Annotated in this window: 29 protein-coding genes, 1 tRNA gene and 1 other annotated feature; of the genes, 9 read left to right on the forward strand and 21 right to left on the reverse strand. The window is 39.5% G+C overall.

The genetic code is table 11. The annotated features are described in order from the left end of the window. Positions 1–450: 450 nt before the first annotated feature. Entirely contained in the window at positions 451–987 is a 537-nt protein-coding gene (locus PS1M3_RS13315; protein ID WP_203984807.1) for an Arm DNA-binding domain-containing protein, read from the forward strand. Here the strand turns inward: PS1M3_RS13315 and PS1M3_RS13320 are convergent. The 3 genes from PS1M3_RS13320 to PS1M3_RS13330 all read right to left on the reverse strand — a co-directional run bounded on the left by PS1M3_RS13320 (position 981) and on the right by PS1M3_RS13330 (position 3997). After that, positions 981–2161 (reverse strand): IS3 family transposase gene (locus PS1M3_RS13320; RefSeq protein ID WP_086007400.1). Its coding sequence is split into 2 segments (ribosomal slippage): positions 981–1903 and positions 1903–2161, totalling 1182 coding nucleotides; the frame shifts between segments, so codons are not numbered across the junction. The two genes, PS1M3_RS13315 and PS1M3_RS13320, sit on opposite strands and share 7 nt — an antisense overlap. Positions 2162–2222: 61 nt before the next feature. Further along, positions 2223–2531 (reverse strand): restriction endonuclease subunit S, encoded by a 309-nt coding sequence (locus PS1M3_RS13325; protein ID WP_203984809.1) that lies wholly within the window; start codon positions 2529–2531, stop codon positions 2223–2225. After that, entirely contained in the window at positions 2531–3997 is a 1467-nt protein-coding gene (locus PS1M3_RS13330; RefSeq protein ID WP_203984816.1) for an N-6 DNA methylase, read from the reverse strand. The genes PS1M3_RS13325 and PS1M3_RS13330 overlap by 1 nt, the downstream gene beginning before the upstream one ends. 133 nt (positions 3998–4130) lie before the next feature. Here PS1M3_RS13330 and PS1M3_RS13335 point away from each other — a divergent pair. The 6 genes from PS1M3_RS13335 (at position 4131) to istB (PS1M3_RS13360) (ending at position 9939) form a co-directional block, all read left to right on the forward strand. Then, a protein-coding gene (locus PS1M3_RS13335; RefSeq protein WP_223230517.1) for an IS3 family transposase occupies positions 4131–5350 on the forward strand; the annotation gives its coding sequence in 2 pieces (ribosomal slippage) (positions 4131–4419 and positions 4419–5350; 1221 coding nt in all). Then, positions 4409–4525: a sequence feature (AL1L pseudoknot), on the forward strand. Its footprint overlaps the gene before it by 117 nt. A gap of 603 nt (positions 5351–5953) precedes the next feature. Then, positions 5954–6271, forward strand: a complete 318-nt coding sequence (locus PS1M3_RS13340; protein ID WP_203984825.1) for a type II toxin-antitoxin system MqsR family toxin — start codon at positions 5954–5956, stop codon at positions 6269–6271. Positions 6272–6287: 16 nt separating this feature from the next. Next, positions 6288–6821, forward strand: a complete 534-nt coding sequence (locus PS1M3_RS13345) for a type II toxin-antitoxin system MqsA family antitoxin (protein WP_203984827.1) — start codon at positions 6288–6290, stop codon at positions 6819–6821. After that, complete coding sequence (locus PS1M3_RS13350) at positions 6814–7275, forward strand: hypothetical protein (RefSeq protein ID WP_203984829.1); 462 nt, start codon at positions 6814–6816, stop codon at positions 7273–7275. Before PS1M3_RS13345 ends, PS1M3_RS13350 begins: the two co-directional genes overlap by 8 nt. A 425-nt stretch (positions 7276–7700) precedes the next feature. Continuing rightward, on the forward strand, positions 7701–9194 hold the full coding sequence (istA, locus tag PS1M3_RS13355) for an IS21 family transposase (RefSeq protein ID WP_203984280.1): 1494 nt from the start codon (positions 7701–7703) through the stop codon (positions 9192–9194). Next, a complete protein-coding gene (gene istB, locus PS1M3_RS13360) occupies positions 9187–9939 on the forward strand; it encodes an IS21-like element helper ATPase IstB (protein ID WP_008108712.1) in 753 nt (250 codons plus the stop codon). The genes istA (PS1M3_RS13355) and istB (PS1M3_RS13360) overlap by 8 nt, the downstream gene beginning before the upstream one ends. A gap of 46 nt (positions 9940–9985) precedes the next feature. On the opposite strand, the gene PS1M3_RS13365 is transcribed toward istB (PS1M3_RS13360), so the two are convergent. From PS1M3_RS13365 to PS1M3_RS13390, 6 genes are all read right to left on the reverse strand, one after another. Then, the gene (locus PS1M3_RS13365; protein WP_239104458.1) at positions 9986–10849 is read right to left on the reverse strand and encodes a plasmid recombination protein; all 864 of its coding nucleotides are present in this window, start codon (positions 10847–10849) and stop codon (positions 9986–9988) included. Further along, positions 10842–11363 (reverse strand): hypothetical protein, encoded by a 522-nt coding sequence (locus tag PS1M3_RS13370; protein WP_203984831.1) that lies wholly within the window; start codon positions 11361–11363, stop codon positions 10842–10844. Before PS1M3_RS13370 ends, PS1M3_RS13365 begins: the two co-directional genes overlap by 8 nt. 98 nt (positions 11364–11461) lie before the next feature. Next, entirely contained in the window at positions 11462–12217 is a 756-nt protein-coding gene (gene istB, locus PS1M3_RS13375) for an IS21-like element helper ATPase IstB (RefSeq protein ID WP_203984839.1), read from the reverse strand. Positions 12218–12228: 11 nt separating this feature from the next. Next, complete coding sequence (gene istA, locus PS1M3_RS13380; protein WP_008466912.1) at positions 12229–13779, reverse strand: IS21 family transposase; 1551 nt, start codon at positions 13777–13779, stop codon at positions 12229–12231. Positions 13780–14326: 547 nt separating this feature from the next. Next, positions 14327–15349, reverse strand: coding sequence for a site-specific integrase (locus PS1M3_RS13385; protein ID WP_203984841.1), 1023 nt, complete (start codon positions 15347–15349; stop codon positions 14327–14329). 222 nt (positions 15350–15571) lie between these two features. Continuing rightward, a tRNA-Arg gene (locus PS1M3_RS13390) sits at positions 15572–15648 on the reverse strand. A gap of 401 nt (positions 15649–16049) precedes the next feature. Between PS1M3_RS13390 and PS1M3_RS13395 the strand changes: the two genes are divergently transcribed. Beyond that, positions 16050–16232, forward strand: coding sequence for a hypothetical protein (locus PS1M3_RS13395; protein ID WP_006793710.1), 183 nt, complete (start codon positions 16050–16052; stop codon positions 16230–16232). Here the strand turns inward: PS1M3_RS13395 and PS1M3_RS13400 are convergent. From PS1M3_RS13400 to PS1M3_RS13410, 3 genes are read right to left on the reverse strand one after another with little or no spacing between them, the layout of a single operon-like run. Next, the gene (locus PS1M3_RS13400) at positions 16229–17035 is read right to left on the reverse strand and encodes a phosphotransferase (RefSeq protein ID WP_203984854.1); all 807 of its coding nucleotides are present in this window, start codon (positions 17033–17035) and stop codon (positions 16229–16231) included. The two genes, PS1M3_RS13395 and PS1M3_RS13400, sit on opposite strands and share 4 nt — an antisense overlap. 3 nt (positions 17036–17038) lie before the next feature. Next, entirely contained in the window at positions 17039–17662 is a 624-nt protein-coding gene (gene pnuC / locus PS1M3_RS13405) for a nicotinamide riboside transporter PnuC (RefSeq protein WP_008131932.1), read from the reverse strand. A gap of 34 nt (positions 17663–17696) precedes the next feature. Beyond that, positions 17697–17948: a YkoF family thiamine/hydroxymethylpyrimidine-binding protein gene (locus tag PS1M3_RS13410; protein WP_006793713.1), complete on the reverse strand. Its 252-nt coding sequence runs from the start codon at positions 17946–17948 to the stop codon at positions 17697–17699. A gap of 108 nt (positions 17949–18056) precedes the next feature. Here PS1M3_RS13410 and PS1M3_RS13415 point away from each other — a divergent pair, with 108 nt between their 5' ends. Next, positions 18057–18296 (forward strand): DUF2960 domain-containing protein, encoded by a 240-nt coding sequence (locus PS1M3_RS13415; RefSeq protein WP_006793714.1) that lies wholly within the window; start codon positions 18057–18059, stop codon positions 18294–18296. 14 nt (positions 18297–18310) lie between these two features. On the opposite strand, the gene alr is transcribed toward PS1M3_RS13415, so the two are convergent. The 9 genes from alr to rpsF form a co-directional block, all read right to left on the reverse strand. Beyond that, the gene (alr, locus tag PS1M3_RS13420; RefSeq protein WP_203984856.1) at positions 18311–19390 is read right to left on the reverse strand and encodes an alanine racemase; all 1080 of its coding nucleotides are present in this window, start codon (positions 19388–19390) and stop codon (positions 18311–18313) included. Then, on the reverse strand, positions 19390–20769 hold the full coding sequence (gene dnaB / locus PS1M3_RS13425; RefSeq protein ID WP_006793716.1) for a replicative DNA helicase: 1380 nt from the start codon (positions 20767–20769) through the stop codon (positions 19390–19392). Before dnaB ends, alr begins: the two co-directional genes overlap by 1 nt. 110 nt (positions 20770–20879) lie before the next feature. Further along, the gene (locus tag PS1M3_RS13430; RefSeq protein WP_203984858.1) at positions 20880–21815 is read right to left on the reverse strand and encodes a DUF4097 family beta strand repeat-containing protein; all 936 of its coding nucleotides are present in this window, start codon (positions 21813–21815) and stop codon (positions 20880–20882) included. 9 nt (positions 21816–21824) lie between these two features. After that, a complete protein-coding gene (locus PS1M3_RS13435) occupies positions 21825–22310 on the reverse strand; it encodes a hypothetical protein (protein WP_006793718.1) in 486 nt (161 codons plus the stop codon). Further along, positions 22297–22845, reverse strand: coding sequence for an RNA polymerase sigma factor (locus tag PS1M3_RS13440; RefSeq protein ID WP_008131937.1), 549 nt, complete (start codon positions 22843–22845; stop codon positions 22297–22299). The genes PS1M3_RS13435 and PS1M3_RS13440 overlap by 14 nt, the downstream gene beginning before the upstream one ends. A 229-nt stretch (positions 22846–23074) precedes the next feature. Next, positions 23075–23527 carry a 50S ribosomal protein L9 gene (gene rplI, locus PS1M3_RS13445; protein WP_203984860.1) on the reverse strand — a complete coding sequence of 151 codons (453 nt, stop codon included), beginning with the start codon at positions 23525–23527 and terminating at the stop codon, positions 23075–23077. Positions 23528–23562: 35 nt separating this feature from the next. Continuing rightward, entirely contained in the window at positions 23563–23790 is a 228-nt protein-coding gene (gene rpsR, locus PS1M3_RS13450; RefSeq protein WP_006793721.1) for a 30S ribosomal protein S18, read from the reverse strand. A 12-nt stretch (positions 23791–23802) separates the two neighbouring features. Beyond that, the gene (priB, locus tag PS1M3_RS13455; RefSeq protein WP_006793722.1) at positions 23803–24120 is read right to left on the reverse strand and encodes a primosomal replication protein N; all 318 of its coding nucleotides are present in this window, start codon (positions 24118–24120) and stop codon (positions 23803–23805) included. Between the two features lie 44 nt (positions 24121–24164). Beyond that, positions 24165–24506 (reverse strand): 30S ribosomal protein S6, encoded by a 342-nt coding sequence (gene rpsF, locus PS1M3_RS13460; RefSeq protein ID WP_006793724.1) that lies wholly within the window; start codon positions 24504–24506, stop codon positions 24165–24167. Positions 24507–24558 lie beyond the last annotated feature (52 nt).

Raw genomic sequence — 24558 nt, forward strand, 5'->3', positions numbered from 1 at the left:
CTATAATTAATGAATATATACTTTAAATAGCATTATTTAGCTATAAAAGTCTAGCTTTTGAGTTCAGGGTAATAATAAATGATTAACATCAATAATTATACGCACTAGCAAGAATAAACCATAAGCTCAGCAATGAATATACGCCTAAAGGTATAAAATAGATTGCTACATATTTTATTATCGAAAATTAAATAATGTAAGGCAGCGGACTAATTTAAATAATTGTAGGTATTTTGAGGAAGAAACAGGAAATGATACTTTAAACGCAAATGGCGCTCTCGGTAGGGATCAGACTTATAGTCACTAGAAGTTACCGATTTGTACTAAAAACACAAATAAACATTAAATATCATAACTTTACTTTTAAAACCCTCAATATCATATCATTGCAAGTTACCAAAAATTACCGTAAATTACTTCTAATAAGTAGCTAAAAAGTAGTTAATACGAATGACTTCATTTAATTTTACAAAATCAGCATTAGATAACTTACCTTTATCGGGCGGTGGCGAGATAAGATACTTCGATACCAAAGTGCCCTATTTGATAATAGCAATCGGTAAGAGAGGTAAATCTTTTAAGCTATATAAAAAGATAAATGGTCGTGTAAGAACGGTAAAATTAGGTGATTACCCTGAATACTCAATTGCAGAGATGAGAGAAAAAGCTCAAAAAATATTTATAAGCATAAAAGAAGGGAAGGAACTTAATGCTAAAGAGGAAACTATCTATTCATTTATTGATAAATACTTTGCTTATATAACTACACGGTTTGAGGCAGGTTCTATAAAAAAGTCATCATTTGAATCTATAGAGCGCCATTTAAACATTAAAAAAATAACATATCCCAAATTACCAAGCATACTATTAAAAGACTTCAATCATGGTGAAGCTAATAAGTATTTAGAATTAATAGAAACTAAGCACAGCGCTGTAGTGAGAGATAAAATGCTTACAACTCTAAAGGCTATGTGTAGTGGTCAATAAAATTTGGCCACAGCTTTAGAATCTTGGTATCTAACCTCAGATTCATTTGGCGCTAAACCGGCATTATAATGATGTGGCCTAACGTTGTTGTAATACCCGTTGATATAATCACTCACACTATATTTAGCATCTTTAAAGTTTTCGTATCCAACCTTTGGCATCCACTCCGTTTTAAAGCTTCTAAAAAATCGCTCCATTGGCGCATTATCCCAACAATTTCCGCGCCTGCTCATACTTTGTGTAATTTTATAGCGCCATAAACGTTGACGATATTTTAAACTTGTATAATGACTACCTTGGTCTGAATGAAACATCAGTCCACTTGGCTTACCTCTGCTTTCATACGCGAGTTCAAGCGCTTTTAGCGTTAAGTTAGTATCTGGCGACAACGACATTGCCCAACCAACGACTTTACGTGCAAACAAATCAACAACGACCGCTAAATAGGCCCAGCGATTGCCTGTCCAAATATACGTCACATCACCGCACCACACGGTATCTGGCTCAACAACATCAAATTGTCTATCAAGCAGATTTGGAATTTCAAGGTGCTCATTACCACCGCGTTTATATGAATGTTGAGGTACTTGGCAGCTTTCAAGCTTTAATTTAACCATTAGCTTAGCAGCACGATAACGACTCAATTCAAAATCATTGTTCGTTGCTATTGCCGCGATTGTCCGCGCCCCAGCTGAGCCGCCGCTCATTGCATGTATGGCTTTAACTTCAGCTTCTAGCCTTATTTGCTCTGGCGTCGGCGTTGTATCCCGTATAGCCCAATATTTATAGCTGCTACGATGCACATTGAATACGTTACACAGCACGCTAATTGGGTAACGCTCTCGTTGATTTAGTTTCTCAATTAACGAGAATTGTTCAGGGAGTCGGACATCAAGAGAGCGGTAGCCTTTTTTAATATATCCTTTTCTAATTTAATGCGTTGGATTTGCTTTTTAAGTTCGCGGATTTCAATTTGTTCGGGCGTCATTGGTGAAGCAGATGGTGTCTGGCCACTCCGCTCTTGCTTTAATTGAGTAACCCACTTACTGACGGTTGATTTACCCACCCCCATCGCTTTGGCTGCTTCTTCTTGAGTATAACTTTGGTCAACTACAAGCTGAGCTGTTTCTAATTTGATTGCCGCAGAATACGTTGCGCGTTTTAATTTCGTCATTTTTTCACCCAAATTTGTATGCTTATTAGCATAACATTTCTTTCTTAATGGGTGGCCAAAATCACTGTACCACTACAAATTCAACCAATTCAAGATTTGGTGTTAATACAATCAACCTCACAACTGGTAGAAACGGCTCGAATCTAACTTCTGAGTAGCCTATTGTCCCTCTGGCTGAAACGGTAATACTAGGCTCCGTCACGCGGGCTATATCAGTAAAGCCATACAGTCCCTTATTTTTTTCACCATTTGAATAAATAGGCACCGTAAATTCAGCAGTTCTAAACTTAGATAATCTATCTTTAGGGACATCACCTCCAGCAAATACGCTACTGCATATTTCCGAAAGAGTTAGTACTGGCCACCCCATCACAACAACTCCTGAATCTTACCCAGAATTGCTTCGCTCTCTTTATCAAGCGCAATGATTTCTTCGATAATGGCTTGCGGTTCACGCAGTGGCGCTTCTTCTGCTTGATTCGGGTTTTTAACCGATAAATCCCAAGTTGCATCATCTAAATCTGCTGTCGCCAATGACCAAGACTTAGCACTGTCTTCAAAGCCCTTTTGTAGCTCGATAAATTCTTTTAAGTCTTTGTCGTTGAGTGGATTGGTTTTACCCAAGCTGCGGCCAGGGTCAAGCTGATAGAACCATGTTTTCTGTGTCGGTTCTCCTTTGGTGAAAAACAACACTACGGTTTTTACCCCAGCTCCTAAGAAGGTTTTTGCTGGGCAATCGAGTACGGTGTGTAAGTTACAGTTTTCTAATAACTCTTTGCGCAAGGCAATGGCGGCGTTATCGGTATTGGATAAGAAGGTGTTTTTAATAACAATGGCCGCACGGCCACCGGGCTTGAGCATTTTGATAAAGTTCTGCAAAAACAAGAAAGCGGTTTCACCGGTTTTAATCGGGAAGTTTTGCTGAACTTCTTTACGCTCTTTACCACCAAACGGCGGGTTAGCTAATACAATATCGTGCTGGTTGCTTGGAGTAATGTCTTGTAAGTTTTCGCCCAGTGTATTGGTGTGAATAACGTTAGGTGCTTCAATGCCATGTAGAATCATGTTCATAATAGCGATAACGTACGCTAAAGACTTTTTCTCTTTGGCGTAAAAGGTGTTTTCTTGCAGGGTTTTTAAATCGCTAGTTGAAAGCTGCTTGTTGCTGGCACCACCTTGGCGAAGGTAGTCGTAGGCTTCACATAAGAAACCTGCCGAGCCTGCGGCACCGTCGTATATGGTTTCGCCAATTTGTGGCTGTAATATGTCGATCATCGCGCGGATCAATGGGCGTGGTGTGTAATATTCGCCCCCGTTGCGGCCAGCGTTGCCCATGTTTTTAATTTTTACTTCGTACAGATGTGAAAGCTCATGCTTTTCTTCTTGTGAACGAAAACGCAGTTCGTCTACTTTCTCTAACGCATCACGCAGTGAATAACCGCTTTGGATTTTGTTTTTTATCTCGCTAAATATCTCACCAATTTTGTATTCAATGGTGTCAGGGCCTTTGGCACGTAGTTTAAAACCTTTAAGGTAAGGAAATAACTCGCCATCGACAAAATCCATCAAGTCGCTACCGGTTAAGGCCTTGTCGTGATCAAACTCACCATTAGCGGTTTTAGGTGCAGCCCACGAACTCCAGCGGAAGTCTACATCAATAATGTATTGGTAGTCTTCTGCCATTAGCTCGGCTTCTTGAGACTTTGTAAACTCTAAATCATCAAGGTATTTTAAAAATAGCATCCACGACGATTGCTCGGTGTAGTCTAGTTCGCTGGAACAGCCTGAGTCTTTATGGAAAATGTCGTCGATGTTTTTAAAGGTTTGTTCAAACATTATTGTTTTATCCCTGCATAGGCTGTAAAGCCTATTTAAATGTTTATATAATTATTTTAGCCACTTACTATTTGATGCGTTAATGAATCGCCCCGTGTTTGCCAGAGACTCAATAACTTGAGAAACTGGAACTATGAAAAAATCAAATCGCTATACATCAGAATTTCGTGAACGTGCAATTAGGCTTGTTACCACACAACAGCATGAATACCCTTCTCTTTGGGCTGCGCTAGTATCGATTTCAGATAAACTGGGATGTACCCCAGAAACACTTAGAGCATGGGTCAAGAAATCTCAAGCTCAACCGTCTAAACCCTCTTCTAATACGCAATCAACTGAAGAACGCCTTGCCGTCTTAGAGCGCGAGAATAAAGAGCTCAAGCGAACGAATGATATCCTGAGGCAAGCTGCCGCTTTTTTCGCCCAAGCGGAGCTCGACCGCAAACAGAAGTAATAGTGGATTTTATTGATGCTTGCAGAGAGCATTACGGTGTCGAGTCAATTTGCAAGGAATTGCCGATTGCACCATCAACGTATTATTCTCATAAACAGATACAAAGAGAGCCTGAGCGACTGTCTAACCGCAAAAAGCGTGATGCTGAGCTGATAATACTCATTCGCGAAGTGTGGGAGGATAATATGTCAGTTTATGGTGCAAGAAAAATATGGAAGCAGCTACAGCTTGACGACCATCAAGTCGCCCGCTGTACAGTCGAACGATTGATGCGAGTTATGGGAATTCAAGGTGTTCGTCGGGGTAAAGCACATAAGACAACGATACCTGACGAGCAACAAGATAAGCCACTTGATTTAGTTAATCGTCAATTTACTGCTGAGCAGCCAAATCAACTTTGGGTAGCTGACATCACCTATGTTGCCACATGGAGTGGGTTTGTTTATGTCGCTTTCGTGATAGATGTTTTTTCACGATACATTGTAGGTTGGCGTGTATCAACGACAATGCACACAGAGCTTATTCTTGATGCGTTAGAGCAAGCTATTTGGCATCGTGGCAACCCCGAAGGGTTAATTCACCACAGCGACAGAGGCAGCCAATATTTGTCTATACGATACACTGAGCGACTTGCTGAAGCTGGAATTCAAGCGTCTGTAGGCAGTGTGGGTGACTCTTATGACAATGCATTGGCTGAAACAATAAATGGATTATTTAAAACAGAGATTATTCGCAGAAATGGCCCGTGGAAGAATGTTGATGCTGTTGAATACGCAACGTTAGAGTGGGTCAATTGGTTTAATAATCAACGCTTATTATCTTCAATTGGGTATATTTCACCAGCTCAATATGAAACAGACTACTATGATAATTTAAACGAGTCAGGTAAAGTGGCCTGACTTAAACAAACTGGTCTCCGATGAACTCGGGGCGATTCATAAAGGCTTTTAAGTGGTATTTAGTATTCTCATCCATGCTTGAGCAACATAACCGATGGTTTTATTTTGCCTATCAACATTACCCAGTACGTTACTTTAATTCAAGTGGTTAAGCCTAAAGAGAATTGCTATTAAAGTACTAAATACATTTATTACATCATGGTCAGTAATTGCAGCTTTGAGCGTTGTACTGATTATATTGAAAGTAAGTGAGGAATAACACTTTATAAGTATTTAATCATAATTGAGCTAAAGTGATATCTCATTAAACTTTCCTACATGTGAAAGTCATCAATATTTAATCCATTTTTTATGCTAAATTCTCGCTTAGTAATTGGGTGTATTTTCAGTTATGAAGCAGATAAAACAATCGTAATGCCCTAGTCTATGTGTAAGTTATTAATAATTAGATTATTTAAGGCGTATGCCGATCATTTTTTAACTGCACATTGAGTGTTAACGGGGGGTCTCCGTAATACGCCATTAGTCATTTAAAACTATTCAAATATTGTGCAAATATGATAACATCCGTTAAACTAACCATTATGGTTACATGGAGAGTGTGTGGCTGAATACGATTTAGAAAAGGTAAAGGCAGCAGCTCATAATCTAGATATTGAATATAGAGGGCGTAAAGTTAGCAGGGATATCGCTAACTTAGGGTATGACCTAAATGATGTATCATCATGTCTATGCCAGCTAAATCCTAGTGACTTTCGTAAAACTCACACTTATGGGAATCAACTTCCGGATGATGAATATATCTGCCGCTATAAACAAGATCCTGAAGAAGAAGAATTTGACGAACTATATGTCAAATTTTGTCTAATCGATGGCTGTCTGGTTATTGATCTAGCTTCGTTTCATTTACCTCAGTATTAACTTGAGGAGAGTTGGTATGACTAATTGCAAAATATGTAAATCTGAAAATATTAATCAATTTATTGATATAGAAAATATAACCTATAAAGGAACGGTTTTATCTGTATCTATGGAATATTCTATTTGTGATGATTGTGAAAGAGAGTTTGTCTCAAAGCAGCAAATTTTGAATAATGACGCTCGTGTGCGTGATGCTAAGAAAGTTGCAGATGGAATGCTTACATCTACCGAAATCTATGAGGCAAGAATGGCTCTAAGGTTAACCCAAGAGCAGGCTTCTCTGGTATTCGGTGGTGGTAAAAATGCATTTTCTAAATACGAAAGAGCAGAAGTAACGCAAAGTGCAGCCATGGATAAGTTAATACGAGTCTGCTTGAAGCATTCGAATATTTTTAATGAATTACAGGTAAGTGCAGGATTACCAGCACGCAGTAATCAACTTTGTTATGAAGACAATATAGTTCAGTATCCTAAACGGAAAGCAGCTAATCAAGAGCGCTTTAAACCCGTTAAATCTATAGAATTATTAAGAGACGTCGCATATGGATAAGAAGTTAATTAGAGAAGCTATAAGATCTTTAGAATTGATGGATATTTATCTTTATTCCATGTCTGTCAAGCGATTTGAAGATATCGATGCGGAGCATTACCCTGATGAGATGTCTCAGCAAAATAAGGTATCTATAAGTGCTGAGTTTTTTGAACCTGTAGACGAAAAAGAATCAGCTAGGCTTATACACGCAAAAGTTGAATTCGGTTTAAAGTTTATTCTTGAAAATGCCGATTCTGAAGTTACAAACCTGGCTGAAATTGAAGCTTGTTTTGTAGCCAAATATCACCAAGCTAATGAAGTTTCAGAAGAAGCTATAAATGAATTTATGAAATTTAATGTAGTTCACAATGTTTGGCCCTTTTGGAGAGAACATGCTTTTAGAACAGCCGCACAAGCAAAACTACCGACACCAATTATCTCTTTGTACAAACCTAATCGAAAAGAGGACTAACGAATAGTGTAAAAGTAGAAGTAACCTTTCCCCGGTTTCACTCCGCTCCAAATTATAGCCAACAATTATTTGTCTATTAATGAGGCGTTACAAGTATTCACAATTAGAGCTTATGCGCCTGTCTGACTTGATTTCTATTAATTAAACCTGGCAGAGAATCACATAAGCTACTTCTTTCTATAGCATCACAACTAGAAACCTTTATCTTTTTATCATTGGTGACTTGTAAGTATTTGCTACCTTTCTAGAAATAAAGCTTAGTGTTTTTTTACAGCGCTTTTTAATTGCCAACTCAAGCTCATCGGCCATATTAGTAAGATTGCTAATTTTACTATTAAGCGACAATTACGGTGGCCGGTCTAGCGACAATTATCTTGGCCGGTTGATCTGATAAGGTTCGGTACAGCAGAACGGAGGAGTTCACTGTGCCGGGAACACGAATCACTGATCAGCAGGTCACTATTTATATGAAACATAGAAAGCGTAATAGCCAAGTTATCGCGGCTGCGAAAGCAGGTATTTCTGAACGTTCAGCAAGGCGCATTGATAAACTGGATGAGCAGCCATTGTCTAATAAACGCCAATGGCGAACACGTATAGATCCACTTGAATCTATCTGGGACAGTATTGTTGTCCCTCTACTTCAAGGTGATGCTACGTTAACTCCAGTGGGAATTTTTGATCATCTTTGCGAGTTTCACACCGACAAATTTAACCCGAGCTCACGGCGTACATTAGAGCGTCGAATTCATAAATGGCGGGCACTGTATGGCTCAAGCAAAGAGGTCGTATTCCTGCAAACACACGAGTATGGCCTATTAGGTATATGTGATTTCACACATGTGAAGTCACCCGTTACCATTGCTAGTGAACCCCTTAAGCATATGTTGTTTCATTATCGTATGCCCGCCAGTGGCTGGGCTTACGCCCAAGTGATTTACGGCGGTGAAAGCTTTGCTGCTTTTTCTGATGGTGTGCAAAACGCATTTAAAGCAGCCGGCGGTGTGCCTAAAGAAGTGCGTACAGACAGTCTCAGTGCCGCCTATCGTAATCATACTAATGATAATGATTTTACAGAGCGCTTTAATGAGCTAGTTATCCATTATGGCTTTAAAGCGACCCGTAATAACCGCGGTATTGCGCATGAAAATGGGGCTATTGAGAGCCCTCATGGGCATCTTAAATCGCAACTGGAGCAAGCATTAAAAATCCGTGGTAGTTATGACTTTCAGACAAGAGAAGTCTATGAATCGTTTGTTGCAGACATTGTTGCTCGCCGTAATCGCCGTGTAAGTGATAAGTACGCAGTAGAGCAGCGACAATTACACGCTTTACCACGGACGATGAGCGTCAATTACACCGAGCATTATCTAACGGTGTCACGTACGAGTACTATTTCATTGAAACGTGTTACCTATAGCGTCCCGTCACGCCTTATTGGTAGCCGATTACTTGTTCGTTTATATGACAACCGCTTAGAGCTGCGCTATGGCAGCGATTTAGTTCAAACGTTAGCGCGTGTCTATGCTTCTAAAGGGTGCCGTGCACGCAATATTAGTTACTTGCATGTTATTGACGCATTGGTTAAAAAACCATTGGCATTTCGCTACTCACAACTACGTGACGACTTACTCCCAAGCGACAATTACAAAGCTATTTGGGAATACGTTAATACTCATCTTTTAGCGGATGAAGCGAGCTATTACATGGTAAAACTGCTCCATTTAGCAAAACAAAGTGGGTGTGAACGTCAATTAGGACGATTTGTAGCAGTGTCAATTACTCAGCGACAATTACCGGCCATCCGAGAATGTGAAGCGCAATTTTTAGTGATTGCATCAAACATACCCACAATAAAAATAAAGCAACACAGCTTGAGCGCTTATAGCAGCATGATACCGGGAGGTCTACATGGATAACTTCACGGCCTCGTTACCTTTAATGCTGAAACAATTAAAGCTTAGCACCATGCTTCAACAGTGGAATACCCTGGGAAAAAAAGCGATGGAAGAACAATGGAGCCCGCAGCAATACTTGTCTGAGCTGTGCCATGTTGAACTTGCGACACGCGATGACAAACGCCTTCAGCGGCTTTTAAAAGATGCAAAATTGCCAATGGGTAAACACCTTAGCAGCTTCGACTTTACCCTTGTTGATGGGGTTAGTAAGCCCCTTGTTGCTGATTTAATAAATCAGCCGGATTGGTTGAAGCACGGTGGCAATATATTGTTATTTGGCGCCAGTGGTCTTGGTAAAACGCATATCGCCAGTAGCATCGGTTATGGCCTTATCGAGCAGGGCCATAAAGTTAAGTTCGTTGCCGCGTCAGCGATTGTTCAACAACTCCAGCAAGCAAAGCGACATTTACGCTTGCAAGACGAACTTGTAAAGCTCGATAAATACAGCTTATTAATCGTTGATGACGTTGGTTACGTTCGAAAAACTGAACAGGAAACGAGCGTGCTGTTTGAATTGATAGCCCATCGCTATGAGCGACACAGCATGATCATCACATCAAACAAATCATTTGAGCAATGGGATGAACTATTTGAAGATTCAACGATGACAGTCGCGGCAATCGATCGTTTGGTTCATCATGCCACGATTATTCATTGTGAAGGTGACAGCTACCGACGCAAAACAGCGCTCAATAAGAGTAAATAAAATTCGGTATCAACCGGCCAAGATAATTGACGCGGAACCGGCCAAGTTAATTGACGCTAGATATTTTACTTTCTAACCAACTCTTTTTGGTTTCTTGTATCTGAATTTCATTTGAGAGCTGATCTGACTTATGTTTTTGTAAAGTTAACTGACTTTCAAGCTCTTGATTACGACTATTAAGCACTTCGACTGTTTGCGTCATTTCATTGAGCTTTTCTTTTACAAATTTCTCTTTTTGTAAATGTTCTCGACCAGTTACATTTTTAGACTCCCCACGTTCAAAACCTAACGGTGAAAATGTATTAGCAACAATATCTTGCATCTTTTCAAAATTTGGATTTAGCTGATTAGTTCTTGATTTTGAGTCTTTTCCTTTTGCCATTAAGTGCCGTAAAGGAGCTACTTTGTTTTTAAAGTCGTAGTTAAAAAAAGACACATGAGCATGAATGTTACGAATAAACTGTCCTCCCTCATACCGCCCCTCATCTAAATGTAAATCAATTCCTAAAGGCTCAAAGCCAAACTCCTTTTTTATTTGAACCGCATATTTACGTAAGTAATTAACTAAAAGCTGCTTCGCTTCGCTTTTTCCGTATTTTTTCTCAATTTTAATGTATTGGCACTCAGTTAGTATAACAATATGTTCAAACAACAAATTGAAATCTTTTCGAGCTTTTTTACCCGTTACCTCCTTATAACGAGCGCATGCTTTATTAAGAGCCTCAGTGCCGTTCTTACAGCCTTTTGCATACAAACCGACGTTGTCATGGCTAAATTTAGGGTTTACGTTTGCTGAACATGTAAACCCGTTCCTGTTCGCATTTGAGTGATCTAAAATACTGTATGCTTTATCAACTTTGTAATAGTGAGTACGAACAGCCGCAAAAGCTCTCTGCTTTTGTCTATTCATTCTCAATGTGCCTCATCTCAAACGATGTACACTTCTCATAAAGCTCAGTAGATCTTGGAACGTCAGCTAAGCAATTAGTAAATTTATTATTACAGTAATTACCATCACCAATAAACTGACCATTTTCGCATAAAGCACATGTTGATATTAATTTAAAAGAATGACAAACATAAACTAATTCATTTAAATCTAGTTCTACGCTTTCATCAATCCATAGCTTAGAGCAGATTAAAATAGCTCTCATTTTTAGCGTAGGTATTACCATTTTATTTAAATGAAATATCCATTTTTCAATCAATTTAGTTTTATTTTCTGAGTTTTTACCAAGGTACACTTTATCTTTTTCAATTTGATCATGTATTTCGCGTGATTTATTTAACTCAAGATGCCTAAATAAATACTCATCTTTTTTAGCATCTGTAAGTTTGATGTATTCATTATTTTTCTCGTCATATAGAGAAGTAATGTAAGATAAAACTTCGATAGAACCCTTATTTATCAAAAGTTTTCTCAACCCTATTTCTGTGATTTTTGCGTATTCTCATGACTTTGATCACCGATTCTCATCAGCTTTGATCGCTTGATTTATCATTTTGTAGAGCCATTTTTAAATTAACTTAACTGATCATCATCAGTCAATTCATTTAACTGTTTTCGTATCGATTCTCCTTTTAAATTCAACTTAATTGCACCATGAATCAGCCTATCTAAAATAGCATCAGCGTGCGTTGATTCGCCGATCATTTGGTGCCAGTTTTCCTGTGGTAACTGACTAATGATGATGTGTGATTTATAACCATATCTAGCATCGATTAATTCAAGTAAGTCGCTTCGTTGCTGAGCACTGAGTGGCTCTAGCCCCCAATCGTCTAAAATAAGTAAGTCGTATTTAATGAGTTTACCCAATAATTTTCGATAACTGCCATCGGCCTGTGCTAGAAATAGACTTTCAAGTAATTCTTTTAATCGAATATAGAAGACACTTTTTCCTTGTAAACAGTGCTCGTGACCCAATGCACACGCGAGGTAGGTTTTGCCACAGCCTGTGGCGCCTGTAATTAATATATTCTGATGTAAACTCAGCCAGGTGCTTTGGCTGAGGCCGCGTATTTGTGCTTTATCTAGATTACGCTTCGGCGAGTAAATGAGTTGATTTAACTGACCCGGTACGCGGAATTTTGCTTGTCGCACCAGTCGCTCTATTTTTCTTTGGTTACGCGTATCAATTTCATGCGTTAGCAATAAACTGACGCGCTCTATAAAGCTTTGTTCTTGATATAGGTTTGGCTGTTCAAGCTGCTGCTTGAGTGCTTGCTTTATACCCGATAACTTGAGCAATTGAAGTTGCTGATTAATTGTTTCTATCATGTTTACATTCCTTAATGGTAGTAATCTGTGCCACGTATGTTGCTGTGTGTAATTGGCTTTTCTGGCTCTGTTTGGAGTGTGGGTAATGGTTGTTGGTCTAACCCTTTTTGCAGCATTTGCTTAATAGATCTGTGTGTGGTCGTATTCATGCAAATTGCTCGGTAACATGCTCGCTCGAGGCGTTCTTTTGAATACGTTTTAGCTAAACTTAATACCCCTAAACAGGTGCGATAAGCTTGCTCTGGATGACGTTTGCTATTAAGCAATAATTCAACGACTTGATGAGTATAATCACCGATACTCAATGCCCATGAGCGTAAATTTATCGGTGACTGCTCATGCTGTTTTTGATGCGCCTTTGGCATATGATGTGTCTGTGTCGTATGTCCGCCTAAACGGTTTGAGCGAGGATGCTGTGCTATTAAAGTGCCGTCATAATAAAGCTGCACGAGTTGATTGGATATGTGTGCGCGTAATTGTTTTTTAACCCACAGATAAGGCACGCTGTAGTAATGTTTTTCTATTTCAACATGGTAATCAATATGCACACGTACTGTTTTGATTTGTGTATATTGATAGGGCTTTTCAGGCAATGGCTTTAATGCGTTTTTATCCACCATATCAAATAGCTGTTTGCGTGATTGTTGATATTGCTTCATCACCTTATTGTTCATCATATCCAGTAGCTTTGCTATTTCATGATTGAGTTGCGCTAAGCTGTGGAAGGTTTGGTTACGTAAGCGTGCCATGATCCAACGCTCAACAATTTGTACGCCGACTTCAGCCTTCGATTTATCTTTGGGTTTATAAGGTCTAGCCGGAATGACAGCAACGTTAAAGTACTCGGCTAACTGGTGGTACGTCGGATTTAAATCAGGCTCGTAGCGACAGGTTTTACTGACAGCACTTCTGAGATTATCGGGAATAACAACGTCAGGAACGCCGCCTAAAAATTCAAAGCAACGCGCATGACTCATTACCCAATCTTCAAGTTGCTGACTATACGTTGCTTCAGCATAGGTATAATTTGATGCACCTAGTACAGCAACGAATATCTGAGCAGTGCGCTTTTCTTGTGTCGTCGGACAAGTAATGGTAATTGTGGGGCCACAATAATCCACAAACAGCTTTTCACCCCCTTTATGCTGCTGACGCATTGAGAGTCGCTGGGTACCTAACCATTGTTTATAAGCTCGGCAGAAGTGACTGTAGCTGTAATAAGGCTCACCCACTTTTTCAAGTAACTCATCAAATACGAGCTGTAATGTTAGGTGTTTATGTTGTTTTAAGTCTTTATTGATATTTAACCAGTCAGGCGTTGGGTGTCTTTTTTTACGCGTTGAGAAGCGCTTGAGTTTGGTGTTGAAAAATGTATTTTGCTGTTTATCCTCTGGTATTGGCCATTGATTTAAGCCTAACTCATTGGCCTTTTTAAGGTAATTAGCCACAGTACCAGGTGAAATATTTAAACTTCTGGCAATCTCTCGATGGGATAATTGTGCTGAGTACTTCAGCCGTAAAATGGAATGTAATTTACTCATAGATATAGGTCTTGTTGTCATTGTTGTTATCCTCATCAAACGATTCAGATAACGGTTTAACACACCTACAAAAATGATAAAACGTGAACTCGGTTACGAGTGGTATTAAGCTTTGATCGGCAAAATCATTAAGAGCATAAATGTGATCATTTACAAGTGATTTTAGTGATCAAAGCTTAATGAGAATAAGCGATCAAAGTTAATGCAATTGGGTGATCAAAGCTGGAGAGAATATGCAATTTTCAAACGAAAACTTTCATCGTTTATTGTGCTATTTATCATAAGTATCTCCTTTATCCTCATTACATATATATCACAGGATCCATTTTCGTTACTTTTTTAGCTGTACTTTTTTTGCATAGCAAAAACCCGCCGCATAGCGGCCTATGCAATAGGCTTTAGTGGGTTAAATTTTTAAAAGATCACACAGTTAATAAATTAAAAAAGATATGTGATGTAACATAAATCATTTTTAATTACTAAAAAGCGGAAGGCGGTAACACAATATTTAAGTATGCTGGAGAATATCCAATTGTAAGACTTGGTAATCACTCGGTTATAATATTTATTACATCAGCTTCTTAACCAAGTCTGTCGCTCTCAGATGTGTATAGCGCTTTAAGCTCGCTAAATCTTTATGCCCAGTAATAGCTGAGACTTCCATCATTTGCAGACCTTTTTCGAACAAGCGGCTTGTTGCTTCATGCCGAAGATCATGAAACCTAAAGTCATCAATTCCAGCTCGCTCAGTCACTTTGTTAAAAGCATGCCCTACAGAGTCACTTAAAATATCAAAAATAGGCCCGTTTAGTTTTCTAGGTTGTTTTAAAATGATTTCTTTGGCTCGTCGCGACAAGGGCACAACTCTACTTTCACCATTTTTTGTATCTTTTAAAAAAAGAGTTGAATCTTTTGCATTGAACCCTTCCCAGCAAATGCAACAATATCCAGACTTTTCAAGTTCCTGTTTATTTCGCGCATTAGCCATTTCACCACGCCGCATACCAGTTTCGATTGCTAGAATAATAATGTCATGAATAATACCTTGATACTTTTTAGCATGTGAAAGTAATCGCTCTTCTTCACCAGTATTAAAGCGCCTATCTCTCGGCTTGCCTTTGGGGGGGAGTAAAACTGAAGTTACGGGGTTACCATTTGGTAAGTATATTTGCCACTCATTCATTGCATACTTAAACATACGGCCTATCAGTGCCATCTCTTTTCTTACTGTGTCACCTTTCGCCTTTTCAAGTCGATAAGCTTTGTATTCACGTATAGTATGTACAGTTACATCAAGTAAACTTAATCCATCAAAAACTCGCTTTAGTCTATTAATCATACAACGAATAGTTTTAGCTGATTTTTTTTCCGTAAGTTCCTCTGTCCAGTAATCTTCAAGTGCATCCGACATTTTCTTCTGTTCAGCTAAGCTTGTTGACTTAAAAGTAGATTTATCCATCTCAGACTCAATATCTCTAGCCCACTTTGTCGCTTCACTTTTAGTTACAAACGTCTTTGATTGCGCGGGATATCCTTTACGCCTAATTTTTGCTTGCCACTTACCATTTTCACGCTTTTTAATAGTTGCCATTTATAAATCCCCAAACCAAGCGACCAAACCGATAGAGAGAATCATCGCAAAAATAAGAAAGGAATACTGGGGCAAAAAAAGCTGGAAATTTGCCCAAACAATTAATAAAAATATGTGTTGGGGCATTAATTTTGAATAAAACATAGAATGTCCATAATGATGACAATGTAAGACACTCAATATTGAGTGTCCCTAAACTGTCCCAAGGACTATAAGAGAAGATGGCCCGCCCGAGAGGATTCGAACCTCTGGCCTCACCCTCCGGAGGGGTGCGCTCTATCCAGCTGAGCTACGGGCGGTCAATAAAAACAAGGACTTTAAAGTTAAGGGGTACTAACTTTTAGTTGTAACGTGAACTTACAAAAATGTATTGTAAGCCCACTATTACTGTACTCCCGCTTTCTTATAGCTCTCCTTCCGGAGGGCCACGTGATATCCATTTCACCACGAGAGCACATTTGTTGCCTCCACATCAACTCGCGATATCAATGTGTTAGCATGCGCTAATGATAAAGCCATCTTTACACAAATGCTAGCGACATTAGTTTATATGATTACTAATTAGGCACTTTTGAATAAAACATGTGACTATTTTATAAAAACGCGTTATTTATTAATATTGGATAAAAATAGTTACGCTTTAGCAACATTTTAACTATCATTGTCACAGTAATGAAAATATTTAAAAGAGGAATTAATAATGAGTTTGATGTCTACGGAGCAAGTTGCAGAATTTTTAGGTGTAAAAGAAGAGCGCGTAAAACGTCTTGCACGTGAAAGTTTATTAATCGCTAAGTCAGAAGATGAAAACGGCGAACCGCAGTTTGATGCAGATGAAGTAGCAAAATATAAAGAGTTAGCAGCGCGTTTTGGTGGCCTTTAAAAGCCACATGCTGCAATAAGTTTTAGCAGCTGCGCGCGTAATTTTTTTGCTGGAGCTCTTATGTCGCGCTGCTCATACCAACCAATACTTAAAACCAAAAATAACAGCTTATAACAATTAAGCTTATCGGTTGATGTTACAAACCCTACCTTTTTATCTTTATATTTAGCGTAACTATTTAATAACGCATCATCATTATTTTTATTTAGCTCAAAGCTAACACTTAGCGCCGCTAAATCAAAATACACGTCGTTAGTTTTAGCGTACTCAAAATCAATTAAGTAGCTGCCTGACTCATTCACTATTAAATTATCTTTAATTAAATCGTTGTGGCAAAAACCAAGCTCGATAGGCATGGCCGTAATAAAGTTAACCGCTGCACTAATTAGCTGCTGATGCTCCAAATACACTGGTGAACATTTATAACAGCTTAGCTCTTGGGCTATGTTCATTGGCTCAGTGCTAACTGAGTAAGCATGGACAGTAGCAAGTTTTTTAATCACGTCGTCAATTGATAGACTATTTGCGGTACTACCGTCAAAGTAATTAAACACAGCCAGTTGATTTTGTTTATCAAGCCATACAGGGGAAGGGCATATATTTGACGCACTCAGGCGACGCTGTGCCTCTAAGGCATATTCTGGCCAATGGTCTTTGTAACGCTTTAATAAATACTTCTCTTGAGTCGTATTTATTAACACATTTTCGTTACTTAAACCTTGTGATAAAGGCACGCATGAAATAACGCTACTTGGTGCTATAAACGCACGGCATTTGTTTATAAGTGCATTGTAATCACTCATAAATTAAAGCTGTGCGAGTGGCTTAGCTTGGCTTTGCTCGTATTCTTCATACCAGGTTTTAAATCCCCACCCTGCCATAATGGTGTAAAACACAAAAAGCGCTAATGTTGGGTAGTAGCCTTTTTCGTAATATAAATACATAGACGCTGCGTCTATGACTATCCAATACAACCAGTTTTCAAGGATTTTTTTGGCAACTAAGTAAGTCGTCACAACGGCAAAACAGGTTGTAAAGCTATCGAGGTAGGCAAAATCAGCATGTGTATAGTTAGTCATAAAATACCCAATGCCTGTTGCCGCAATAGAGGTAAGTATGATTAAAAGCGCATGACGTTCCATAGACCAAGAACTAATACTCAGGTTGTTATTATTAGCTTTGCCTTTTCGCCACACAACCCAGCCAAATACAGCCATATACATGTAATAAAAGTTGAGTAATGACTCCATTAGCAATGCGCCATTCCAATACATAATAGTATAAATTAGCGTACTAAAAAACGCAGCAGGCCAGCACCACAGGCTTTCTTTTATCGCCAACAATAAATAAGCAATTGATAACACAACCGCAATATATTCCCAGTGCGACATGGCAGTAAAACCGCTTAACGTTTTTGTTATAAATTCCATAGTGTGTTGTTACCGTTAAATTGTGGCGAAAAAACTACTGAGGCGATAAATCGCCAGACAAAAACTTACATACAAAAATAGCTTTGCCAAACTCTTCGTATGAACGTTTAATTTCGGTATTGAGTACTTGCATCACTAAATCATAATCGCCAAAAATTTGTGTCGATAGTGTATTGGTAATCACTTTTAAACCATCGTATTCGTTTAATCGATCAATAAAGCCTTTGATAAAAGGAATGTAATCTTGGTGAAGTGGGTACTTACTAATCTCTACTGATAATTTCATTATTAACCCTATGGTTTGAGTGCCTAGTTATATCGTGTCATTCAATGCTAGAGCCGCTACTAAATACAGTGTAAAATCGCTTTAATACTCAATTACAATGAGCGTAATATGGCACGCAGAATAACCTATAAATTTAAAAACCAACCGCGCGAAATAAATTTTGCTAAAGATAAATACCACGACATGTATCAAGCAATTGCTGCTGCCGAAGGCATTGATTTAACGAATTACTTAAGCATGGTACAGCAAATAGAAATGACCTCTAAAGGGTCAGCTTCTGTTCGTAACTTTCGTGATCAAGAGTTTGCCCGCATGGGCTTTAGTGATATTTACTTTATTAAAGAGTAACTACCACTATTTAATTATGGCTGATACTCATAACTTACGCGCGGTGTAATATTACACAAAAGCTCGTAAGGAATGGTATCGGCGCACTGTGCTATTTCTTCTACTGGTAGCTCTGGGCCCCACATTGTGACTCTGTCGCCTACTTTTATGTTGTGCTCGTTTTGGCCTATGTCTACGCTAATCATATCCATTGCCACACTACCCACAATACCATAGCGCTGCTTGCCAATAACCACTGGTGTACCCTCTTTTGCATGTCGCGGGTAACCGTCACCATATCCCATAGCAACCACAGCTAACTGAGTCGCTTTATCGCTTTTCCAACGCCCACCATATCCTACGGCCTCGTTAGCTGGAACATGGCGCACTGCTATAACACGTGTCGTTAATCGCATAACGGGTTTAAGCTGGTGCTGCTCACCCAATGCGTTTGCCATAGGTGATACCCCATATAACATTAAACCAGGGCGTACCCAATCGCCATGAGCATTCGGCCAAGCAATAATGCCTGCCGAGTTAGATAAGCAATGTGCTTGGTTAATATTATTTACTAGGCAGTCAAACTGTGAAATTTGCTGTGCTGTCTTGGTGTTATTTACATCGTCCGCGCATGCAAAGTGGGTCATTAAATTAACGGTGTTATTGGCATTGGGTGTTTTTTGCAAGCGCTTATAAAATTCATCAAACTGCTCTGGGGCAATACCCAGGCGATGCATGCCGGTATTTACTTTAAGCCAGCACAATAAAGGCGCTTCAAGCTCAGCCTCTTCCAAAGCGGCAAGCTGATACCCATCATGAATAATAGTTTGAAAGTTATTGGCCAATAAAATAGGTAAATCGTCTTTATTAAAAAAGCCTTCAAGTAACACAATCGGTTTTGTTAACCCGCCAGCTCGAAGCGCTAAAGCTTCATCTATACGTGCTACTGCAAATGCGTCTGCATCATTTAAATGTTGTGCAATTTTAACCAAACCATGGCCATAAGCATTGGCTTTTAATACCGCCATAACTTTACTGTTTGGTGCAAAACGCTTTACCTGCGCTAAATTATGCGCAAGTGCCGTTAAATTAATTTCAGCAGTAGCTAAGCGCATTAATACTCGTCATCCATCGCAGGACCTGCGTAGTTATCAAAGCGAGAAAACTGCCCTTGGAACGTCAAGCGCACCTTACCAATTGGACCGTTACGCTGTTTACCTATGATGATTTCGGCTATGCCTTTTTCAGTACTGTCTTCGTTGTAGACTTCATCACGGTATATAAACATGATTAAATCGGCATCCTGCTCTATCGAGCCAGATTCACGTAAATCTGAGTTAATTGGGCGTTTATCAGCACGTTGCTCAAGCGTACGGTTTAGCTGCGAAAGCGCAACAACCGGGCATTTTAATTCTTTTGCTAGTGATTTAAGAGAGCGTGAAATCTCTGCTATTTCAAGTGTTCTGTTATCCGACAAGCTCGGCACACGCATAAGCTGAAGGTAATCAACCATGATCATACTGATACCACCATGATCGCGCGCAATACGACGTGCACGTGAGCGAACATCGGTAGGTGTTAACCCTGATGCATCATCAACGTACATTTTACCTTTTTCCATCAACAAGCCCATGGTTGATGAAAGACGCGCCCAATCATCATCGTCTAGCTGACCAGTACGTACCTTAGTTTGGTTAATACGACCAAGTGATGCCAGCATCCTCATCATGATTTGCTCAGAGGGCATCTCTAATGAGTAAATAAGCACAGGCTTGTCTTGTGTCATTGCCGCATGCTCTGCAAGGTTCATCGCAAAGGTGGTTTTACCCATTGAAGGACGTGCTGCAACAATAATTAAATCAGAAGGCTGTAAGCCTGTGGTCATTTTATCTAAGTCAGCATAGCCGGTACTTACGCCTGTTACACCATCTTGCGGAGATTGGTATAGCTCTTCTATTTTATCAACAGTTTTTTCGAGTATGTTGTGTATGCTTTGCGGCCCTTCGGTGCTTTTTGAACGCTGCTCAGCAATTTTAAATACTTTACTTTCGGCAAAATCTAATAAGTCATGGCTTGTGCGCCCTTCGGTATTAAAACCGGCCTCGGCTATTTCATTTGCTACACCAATCATTTCACGCACAACCGCACGCTCTCGCACAATATTAGCGTACGCATCGATATTAGCGGCACTCGGTGTATTTTTAGCTATTTCGGCTAAGTAAGCAAAACCACCAATTCCAGCCAGTTTATTATTTTTTTCAAGGCTTTCAGAAATCGTAATTAAATCGATTGGATCACCCAACTCTGCAAGCTCTGTCATTGCTTCAAAAATAAGCTTGTGCGTACGAGTATAAAAATCTTGAGATACAACAAGTTCGGCTACGCGGTCATATGCTTGGTTATCAAGCATTAAGCCACCTAAAACAGATTGTTCAGCTTCTATTGAATGGGGAGGAACTTTAAGGGTATCGACTTGCTTATCTGGTTTGGCCATAACTTCACAGTACTAAAATTGAATGGCTCTATTCTATCGACTTGCCGGGGTTGTGCAAATAGCAAAGCAGGAAATCTTTTCCTGCTTTTTGTAACTCAAAAGTTTACGATTTACTTTTTAAGCTCAATACGGCCACTTATAGTATCCATTTCAACGTCTGCATTGCCGCCATTAATAACAAACTCAAGCTCACTGGCTGGGCCATATTTGGCTTTTTTTACTTTGTCATCGCTAAGCTCATTAATAATTTTACCATTGGCATGGGCTTCAATCTCAAATTTAGCCGATACATTAGTAGGGAAGAAAAACTCTGCATCGCCACTTACTGATTCGAAACGTACATCTGCACTGTCCAGTAGCTCACCAATACGAACTTCAGCTTCACCATTTACAGTGTTTATACGTAGGTTTTTGATGCTAGCCAGCTTAAAGTTTATGTCACCGTTCACATTTTCAAGACGAACATCGCTCGCGCTTGATGACGACTTAATATCACCATTCACAGCGCTAAAGCGTAACTCACCACTAGACTGTTCATCATTTATTTCGCCATTTACCGTTTCAAATTGAATATTACCGCTCAGGCTTTGTGCATTCACATCACCGTTAACGCTGGTTAGCTTAATATTACCTGCTAAATTTTGTGCGGTAATTTCACCATTAACCACATTTACTTCTGCACCATTTTTAAGTGCTTTAGCTATTACCGATACATTAACACCACGAAAGTCTAATGCGCTGCTATGCGGCATAAAAATAGTTAGTTTAGAGCCATCGCCATTACTGCCCCAGCCCATTTTACGTGGCATTTTCACAACAAAATATGTATTGTCGCCTCTTGTTTCGAGCTCAAAACCTTCTGCCTTATCGTCAAGCTCGCCCACTACTTTAAACTCGCTTTTATCCCAACCAGCAATACTTACATCACCACGCTGATTCTCAATAAAAACAGTACCCTCTTTTGGCACTTCTATTTGTTTATCAATTTTTTCTCCTGCAAATACAGCAAGTGGAAATAAGCTTAATCCTAGTAAAATTGCTTTCATGTTTTTCTCCTAAATACTTTGCCAACGAGGTGCATGCACCTTATTAATCAAATCAAGTTGTTGTTGATAAATCTGCGCTAACATTGTTAGCAATGCTTGGTTTTGGGGTTCGTTTTTAAGTGCTTGCTTAATGGCATATTCTGCCTCTTCAAGTTCTTGTAATTGTGTTTGCCAATTATCGGTTAAGGCGTCTTGATTTTTATACTGCACCAGTAAGCTTTGCTTTTGCTGCGCAAAATAGTCACTTATGGCCACAACCGGTTGTGGTTTAGGGTTTATTACAAACATATTGAGCGCCACTAGTGCAGCAACGGTACATGCCGCAATTGCGCTTAACTTTGGCCATAAAGTAACGGCTGATTGCTCAGGCTCATTGGTATTTACAATGGCTCTTTCTATGCCTGCCCACAGATCTTTTTGTGGCGTTATCTCTTTATCAAGCGTGTTTAATGATTTATCTAAAAAGTCGTCAAAGTTTGGTTTATTCATTTTCATACCACTCTTGTAATAACTGCCTTGCTCGATGATATTGTGACTTGCTTGATCCAACGGCAATACCCAACTGCTCTGCTATTTCTTCATGTCGATAACCTTCTACTGCAAACAATACAAACACCATGCGTGCGCGCTCAGGTAACCTAACAATTAGCTTATCTAAGCCGTTTAAGCCTTTACAGTCTTTAGCCGATTGCTCATCCATACCGTCTTGTTCAATGCTAACGACTTTTTGTACCCAGCTTTTTTGTTTACGTAAGTAGTTAATCGCAATATTACTCGCCACACTGTATAACCAAGTAGAAAACTGCGAACGACCATCAAACATTGCTATTTTGTGCCACACCTGAACAAACACTTCTTGCGCAGCATCCTCAGCGTGCGACTGATCAGCTAATAAGCGCAAGCACAAACCGTAAACGCGCTTTATATGCAATTGGTAAAGCATTGTGTATGCACTTTGATCACCCGACTTTACGCGCTCAATCAATGCATTTTCGCACTCGGCGGGTTGATCGGGTTTAACGTGTAACATCCGTGATATCACCTTTTAATTATTATGGTATTGGTACCATTTCCAGTGTATTGATAAGTTAGACGCAATAACAGCGGTAAAAGGTTTGAATGAAATGAAAATAAATTTAAAGAATTTAAATTCTAAGTAAGAAGAGTATTAGGAGGCAGTACCACATTAATAAAAAAAACTGAATTTTAGGCACAAAAAAGCCGTGCTAAAAGCACGGCTTTTGTCGCTTAATTTAAAATTAAGCTTCAGCGATTACGATTACTTTGATAGTAGCCGTTACGTCTGTGTGAACAGAAATTGATACGTCAAATTCACCAGTCTCACGGATAGTACCTAGAGGCAAACGAACTTCTGACTTAGCAACTTCAACACCAACAGCTGAGATAGCGTCAGCGATGTCACGAGTACCGATTGAACCGAATAACTTACCTTCGTCACCAGCTTTAGATACTAAAGTAACTTCTGCTAATGCTTCTAGTTTTTCAGCGCGTGCTTGTGAAGCAACTAACTGTTCAGCGATTTTCGCTTCAAGTTCTGCGCGACGAGCGTCAAACGTTTCAATGTTAGCTTTAGTCGCAGGAACTGCCTTACCTTGAGGGAAAAGGAAGTTACGTGCGAAACCAGATTTAACTACAACCTGTTCACCTAGGCTACCTAGGTTAGCGATCTTATCTAGTAGAATAACTTGCATGTTTCTACACCTTTTAAAAACTGTTAATCCGCTGCTTACTTATGTAAGTCAGTGTATGGAAGAAGGGCTAAGTAGCGAGCACGCTTAATAGCAGTTGCTAGCTGGCGCTGGAATTTAGCGCTAGTACCTGTAATACGGCTAGGTACGATTTTGCCACTTTCTGTAACATAGTTTCTAAGAGTAGCTAGATCTTTGTAATCGATTTGTTGTACGCCTTCCGCTTTAAAGCGGCAGAACTTACGACGTCTGAAATAACGTGCCATGAGATTAATTCCTCAAATAATTCTTTCTATATGCTGAGCATGCAAAACCAATTGGCTAAGGCCGTTACGACCTTCGTGGCGATTTAAAAAACCACTCACTTGCAATGCCTGCCCAACGTGCAAATGTTGAGTCTGTTGTTGCATTTGCTTTCCACTGGCAACAACCTGAAGCTTTACATAACTATTACGGTTAAGGTCTGCTTCGGTTTGCATTGATTTATGTTCTAAAACAAAAATGCAATGCGGGATGCCAGCAGGGCTTTGGCTTAACTTGGGTGTTTTACAAACTACCCCAGATAAAACCAGCTGATTCATAAAAGGGCTAACCATTTATATTTACCGCCAGTTAAACGCCATGCTTGGACTCAAAACAATTAAGCAGCTGGTGCTTCTTTCTTCTCTTCTCTTGCAAGAGGAGACGCTTCAGTTACTGCAGATTTAGTGCGGATAACTAAGTTACGAAGCACTGCATCGTTGTAGCGGAAAGTAGTTTCTAGCTCGCTGATTACTTCAGTAGGTGCTTCAACGTTCATAAGAACATAATGAGCTTTATGAAGCTTGTTAATTGGGTAAGCCAATTGACGACGGCCCCAATCTTCAAGACGGTGGATTGAACCACCAGCTTCAGTGATAGAACCAGTATAACGTTCGATCATACCAGCAACTTGCTCACTCTGATCTGGGTGAACCATGAATACGATTTCGTAATGACGCATGGATATTCCTTACGGTTAATAGAGCCTTCTACCGTTTCGGCCGGTCGGTTTA

This window comes from Pseudoalteromonas sp. PS1M3 (assembly GCF_016865405.1).
In the GTDB taxonomy this organism is placed as follows: domain Bacteria; phylum Pseudomonadota; class Gammaproteobacteria; order Enterobacterales; family Alteromonadaceae; genus Pseudoalteromonas; species Pseudoalteromonas marina.

Coding starts and splice junctions, on each gene's coding strand:
- istB (WP_203984839.1), bottom strand. CDS start 12,217: ATGATAGAAACAATTAATCAGCAACTTCAATTGCTCAAGTTATCGGGT.
- PS1M3_RS13395 (WP_006793710.1), top strand. CDS start 16,050: ATGAGTTTGATGTCTACGGAGCAAGTTGCAGAATTTTTAGGTGTAAAA.
- PS1M3_RS13315 (WP_203984807.1), top strand. CDS start 451: ATGACTTCATTTAATTTTACAAAATCAGCATTAGATAACTTACCTTTA.
- istA (WP_008466912.1), bottom strand. CDS start 13,779: ATGACAACAAGACCTATATCTATGAGTAAATTACATTCCATTTTACGG.
- PS1M3_RS13430 (WP_203984858.1), bottom strand. CDS start 21,815: ATGAAAGCAATTTTACTAGGATTAAGCTTATTTCCACTTGCTGTATTT.
- alr (WP_203984856.1), bottom strand. CDS start 19,390: ATGCGCTTAGCTACTGCTGAAATTAATTTAACGGCACTTGCGCATAAT.
- rplI (WP_203984860.1), bottom strand. CDS start 23,527: ATGCAAGTTATTCTACTAGATAAGATCGCTAACCTAGGTAGCCTAGGT.
- PS1M3_RS13350 (WP_203984829.1), top strand. CDS start 6,814: ATGGATAAGAAGTTAATTAGAGAAGCTATAAGATCTTTAGAATTGATG.
- PS1M3_RS13400 (WP_203984854.1), bottom strand. CDS start 17,035: ATGAGTGATTACAATGCACTTATAAACAAATGCCGTGCGTTTATAGCA.
- PS1M3_RS13415 (WP_006793714.1), top strand. CDS start 18,057: ATGGCACGCAGAATAACCTATAAATTTAAAAACCAACCGCGCGAAATA.
- PS1M3_RS13435 (WP_006793718.1), bottom strand. CDS start 22,310: ATGAAAATGAATAAACCAAACTTTGACGACTTTTTAGATAAATCATTA.
- PS1M3_RS13345 (WP_203984827.1), top strand. CDS start 6,288: ATGACTAATTGCAAAATATGTAAATCTGAAAATATTAATCAATTTATT.
- PS1M3_RS13325 (WP_203984809.1), bottom strand. CDS start 2,531: ATGGGGTGGCCAGTACTAACTCTTTCGGAAATATGCAGTAGCGTATTT.
- rpsF (WP_006793724.1), bottom strand. CDS start 24,506: ATGCGTCATTACGAAATCGTATTCATGGTTCACCCAGATCAGAGTGAG.
- priB (WP_006793722.1), bottom strand. CDS start 24,120: ATGGTTAGCCCTTTTATGAATCAGCTGGTTTTATCTGGGGTAGTTTGT.
- PS1M3_RS13330 (WP_203984816.1), bottom strand. CDS start 3,997: ATGTTTGAACAAACCTTTAAAAACATCGACGACATTTTCCATAAAGAC.
- rpsR (WP_006793721.1), bottom strand. CDS start 23,790: ATGGCACGTTATTTCAGACGTCGTAAGTTCTGCCGCTTTAAAGCGGAA.
- dnaB (WP_006793716.1), bottom strand. CDS start 20,769: ATGGCCAAACCAGATAAGCAAGTCGATACCCTTAAAGTTCCTCCCCAT.
- PS1M3_RS13385 (WP_203984841.1), bottom strand. CDS start 15,349: ATGGCAACTATTAAAAAGCGTGAAAATGGTAAGTGGCAAGCAAAAATT.
- pnuC (WP_008131932.1), bottom strand. CDS start 17,662: ATGGAATTTATAACAAAAACGTTAAGCGGTTTTACTGCCATGTCGCAC.
- PS1M3_RS13410 (WP_006793713.1), bottom strand. CDS start 17,948: ATGAAATTATCAGTAGAGATTAGTAAGTACCCACTTCACCAAGATTAC.
- istB (WP_008108712.1), top strand. CDS start 9,187: ATGGATAACTTCACGGCCTCGTTACCTTTAATGCTGAAACAATTAAAG.
- PS1M3_RS13440 (WP_008131937.1), bottom strand. CDS start 22,845: ATGTTACACGTTAAACCCGATCAACCCGCCGAGTGCGAAAATGCATTG.
- PS1M3_RS13365 (WP_239104458.1), bottom strand. CDS start 10,849: ATGAATAGACAAAAGCAGAGAGCTTTTGCGGCTGTTCGTACTCACTAT.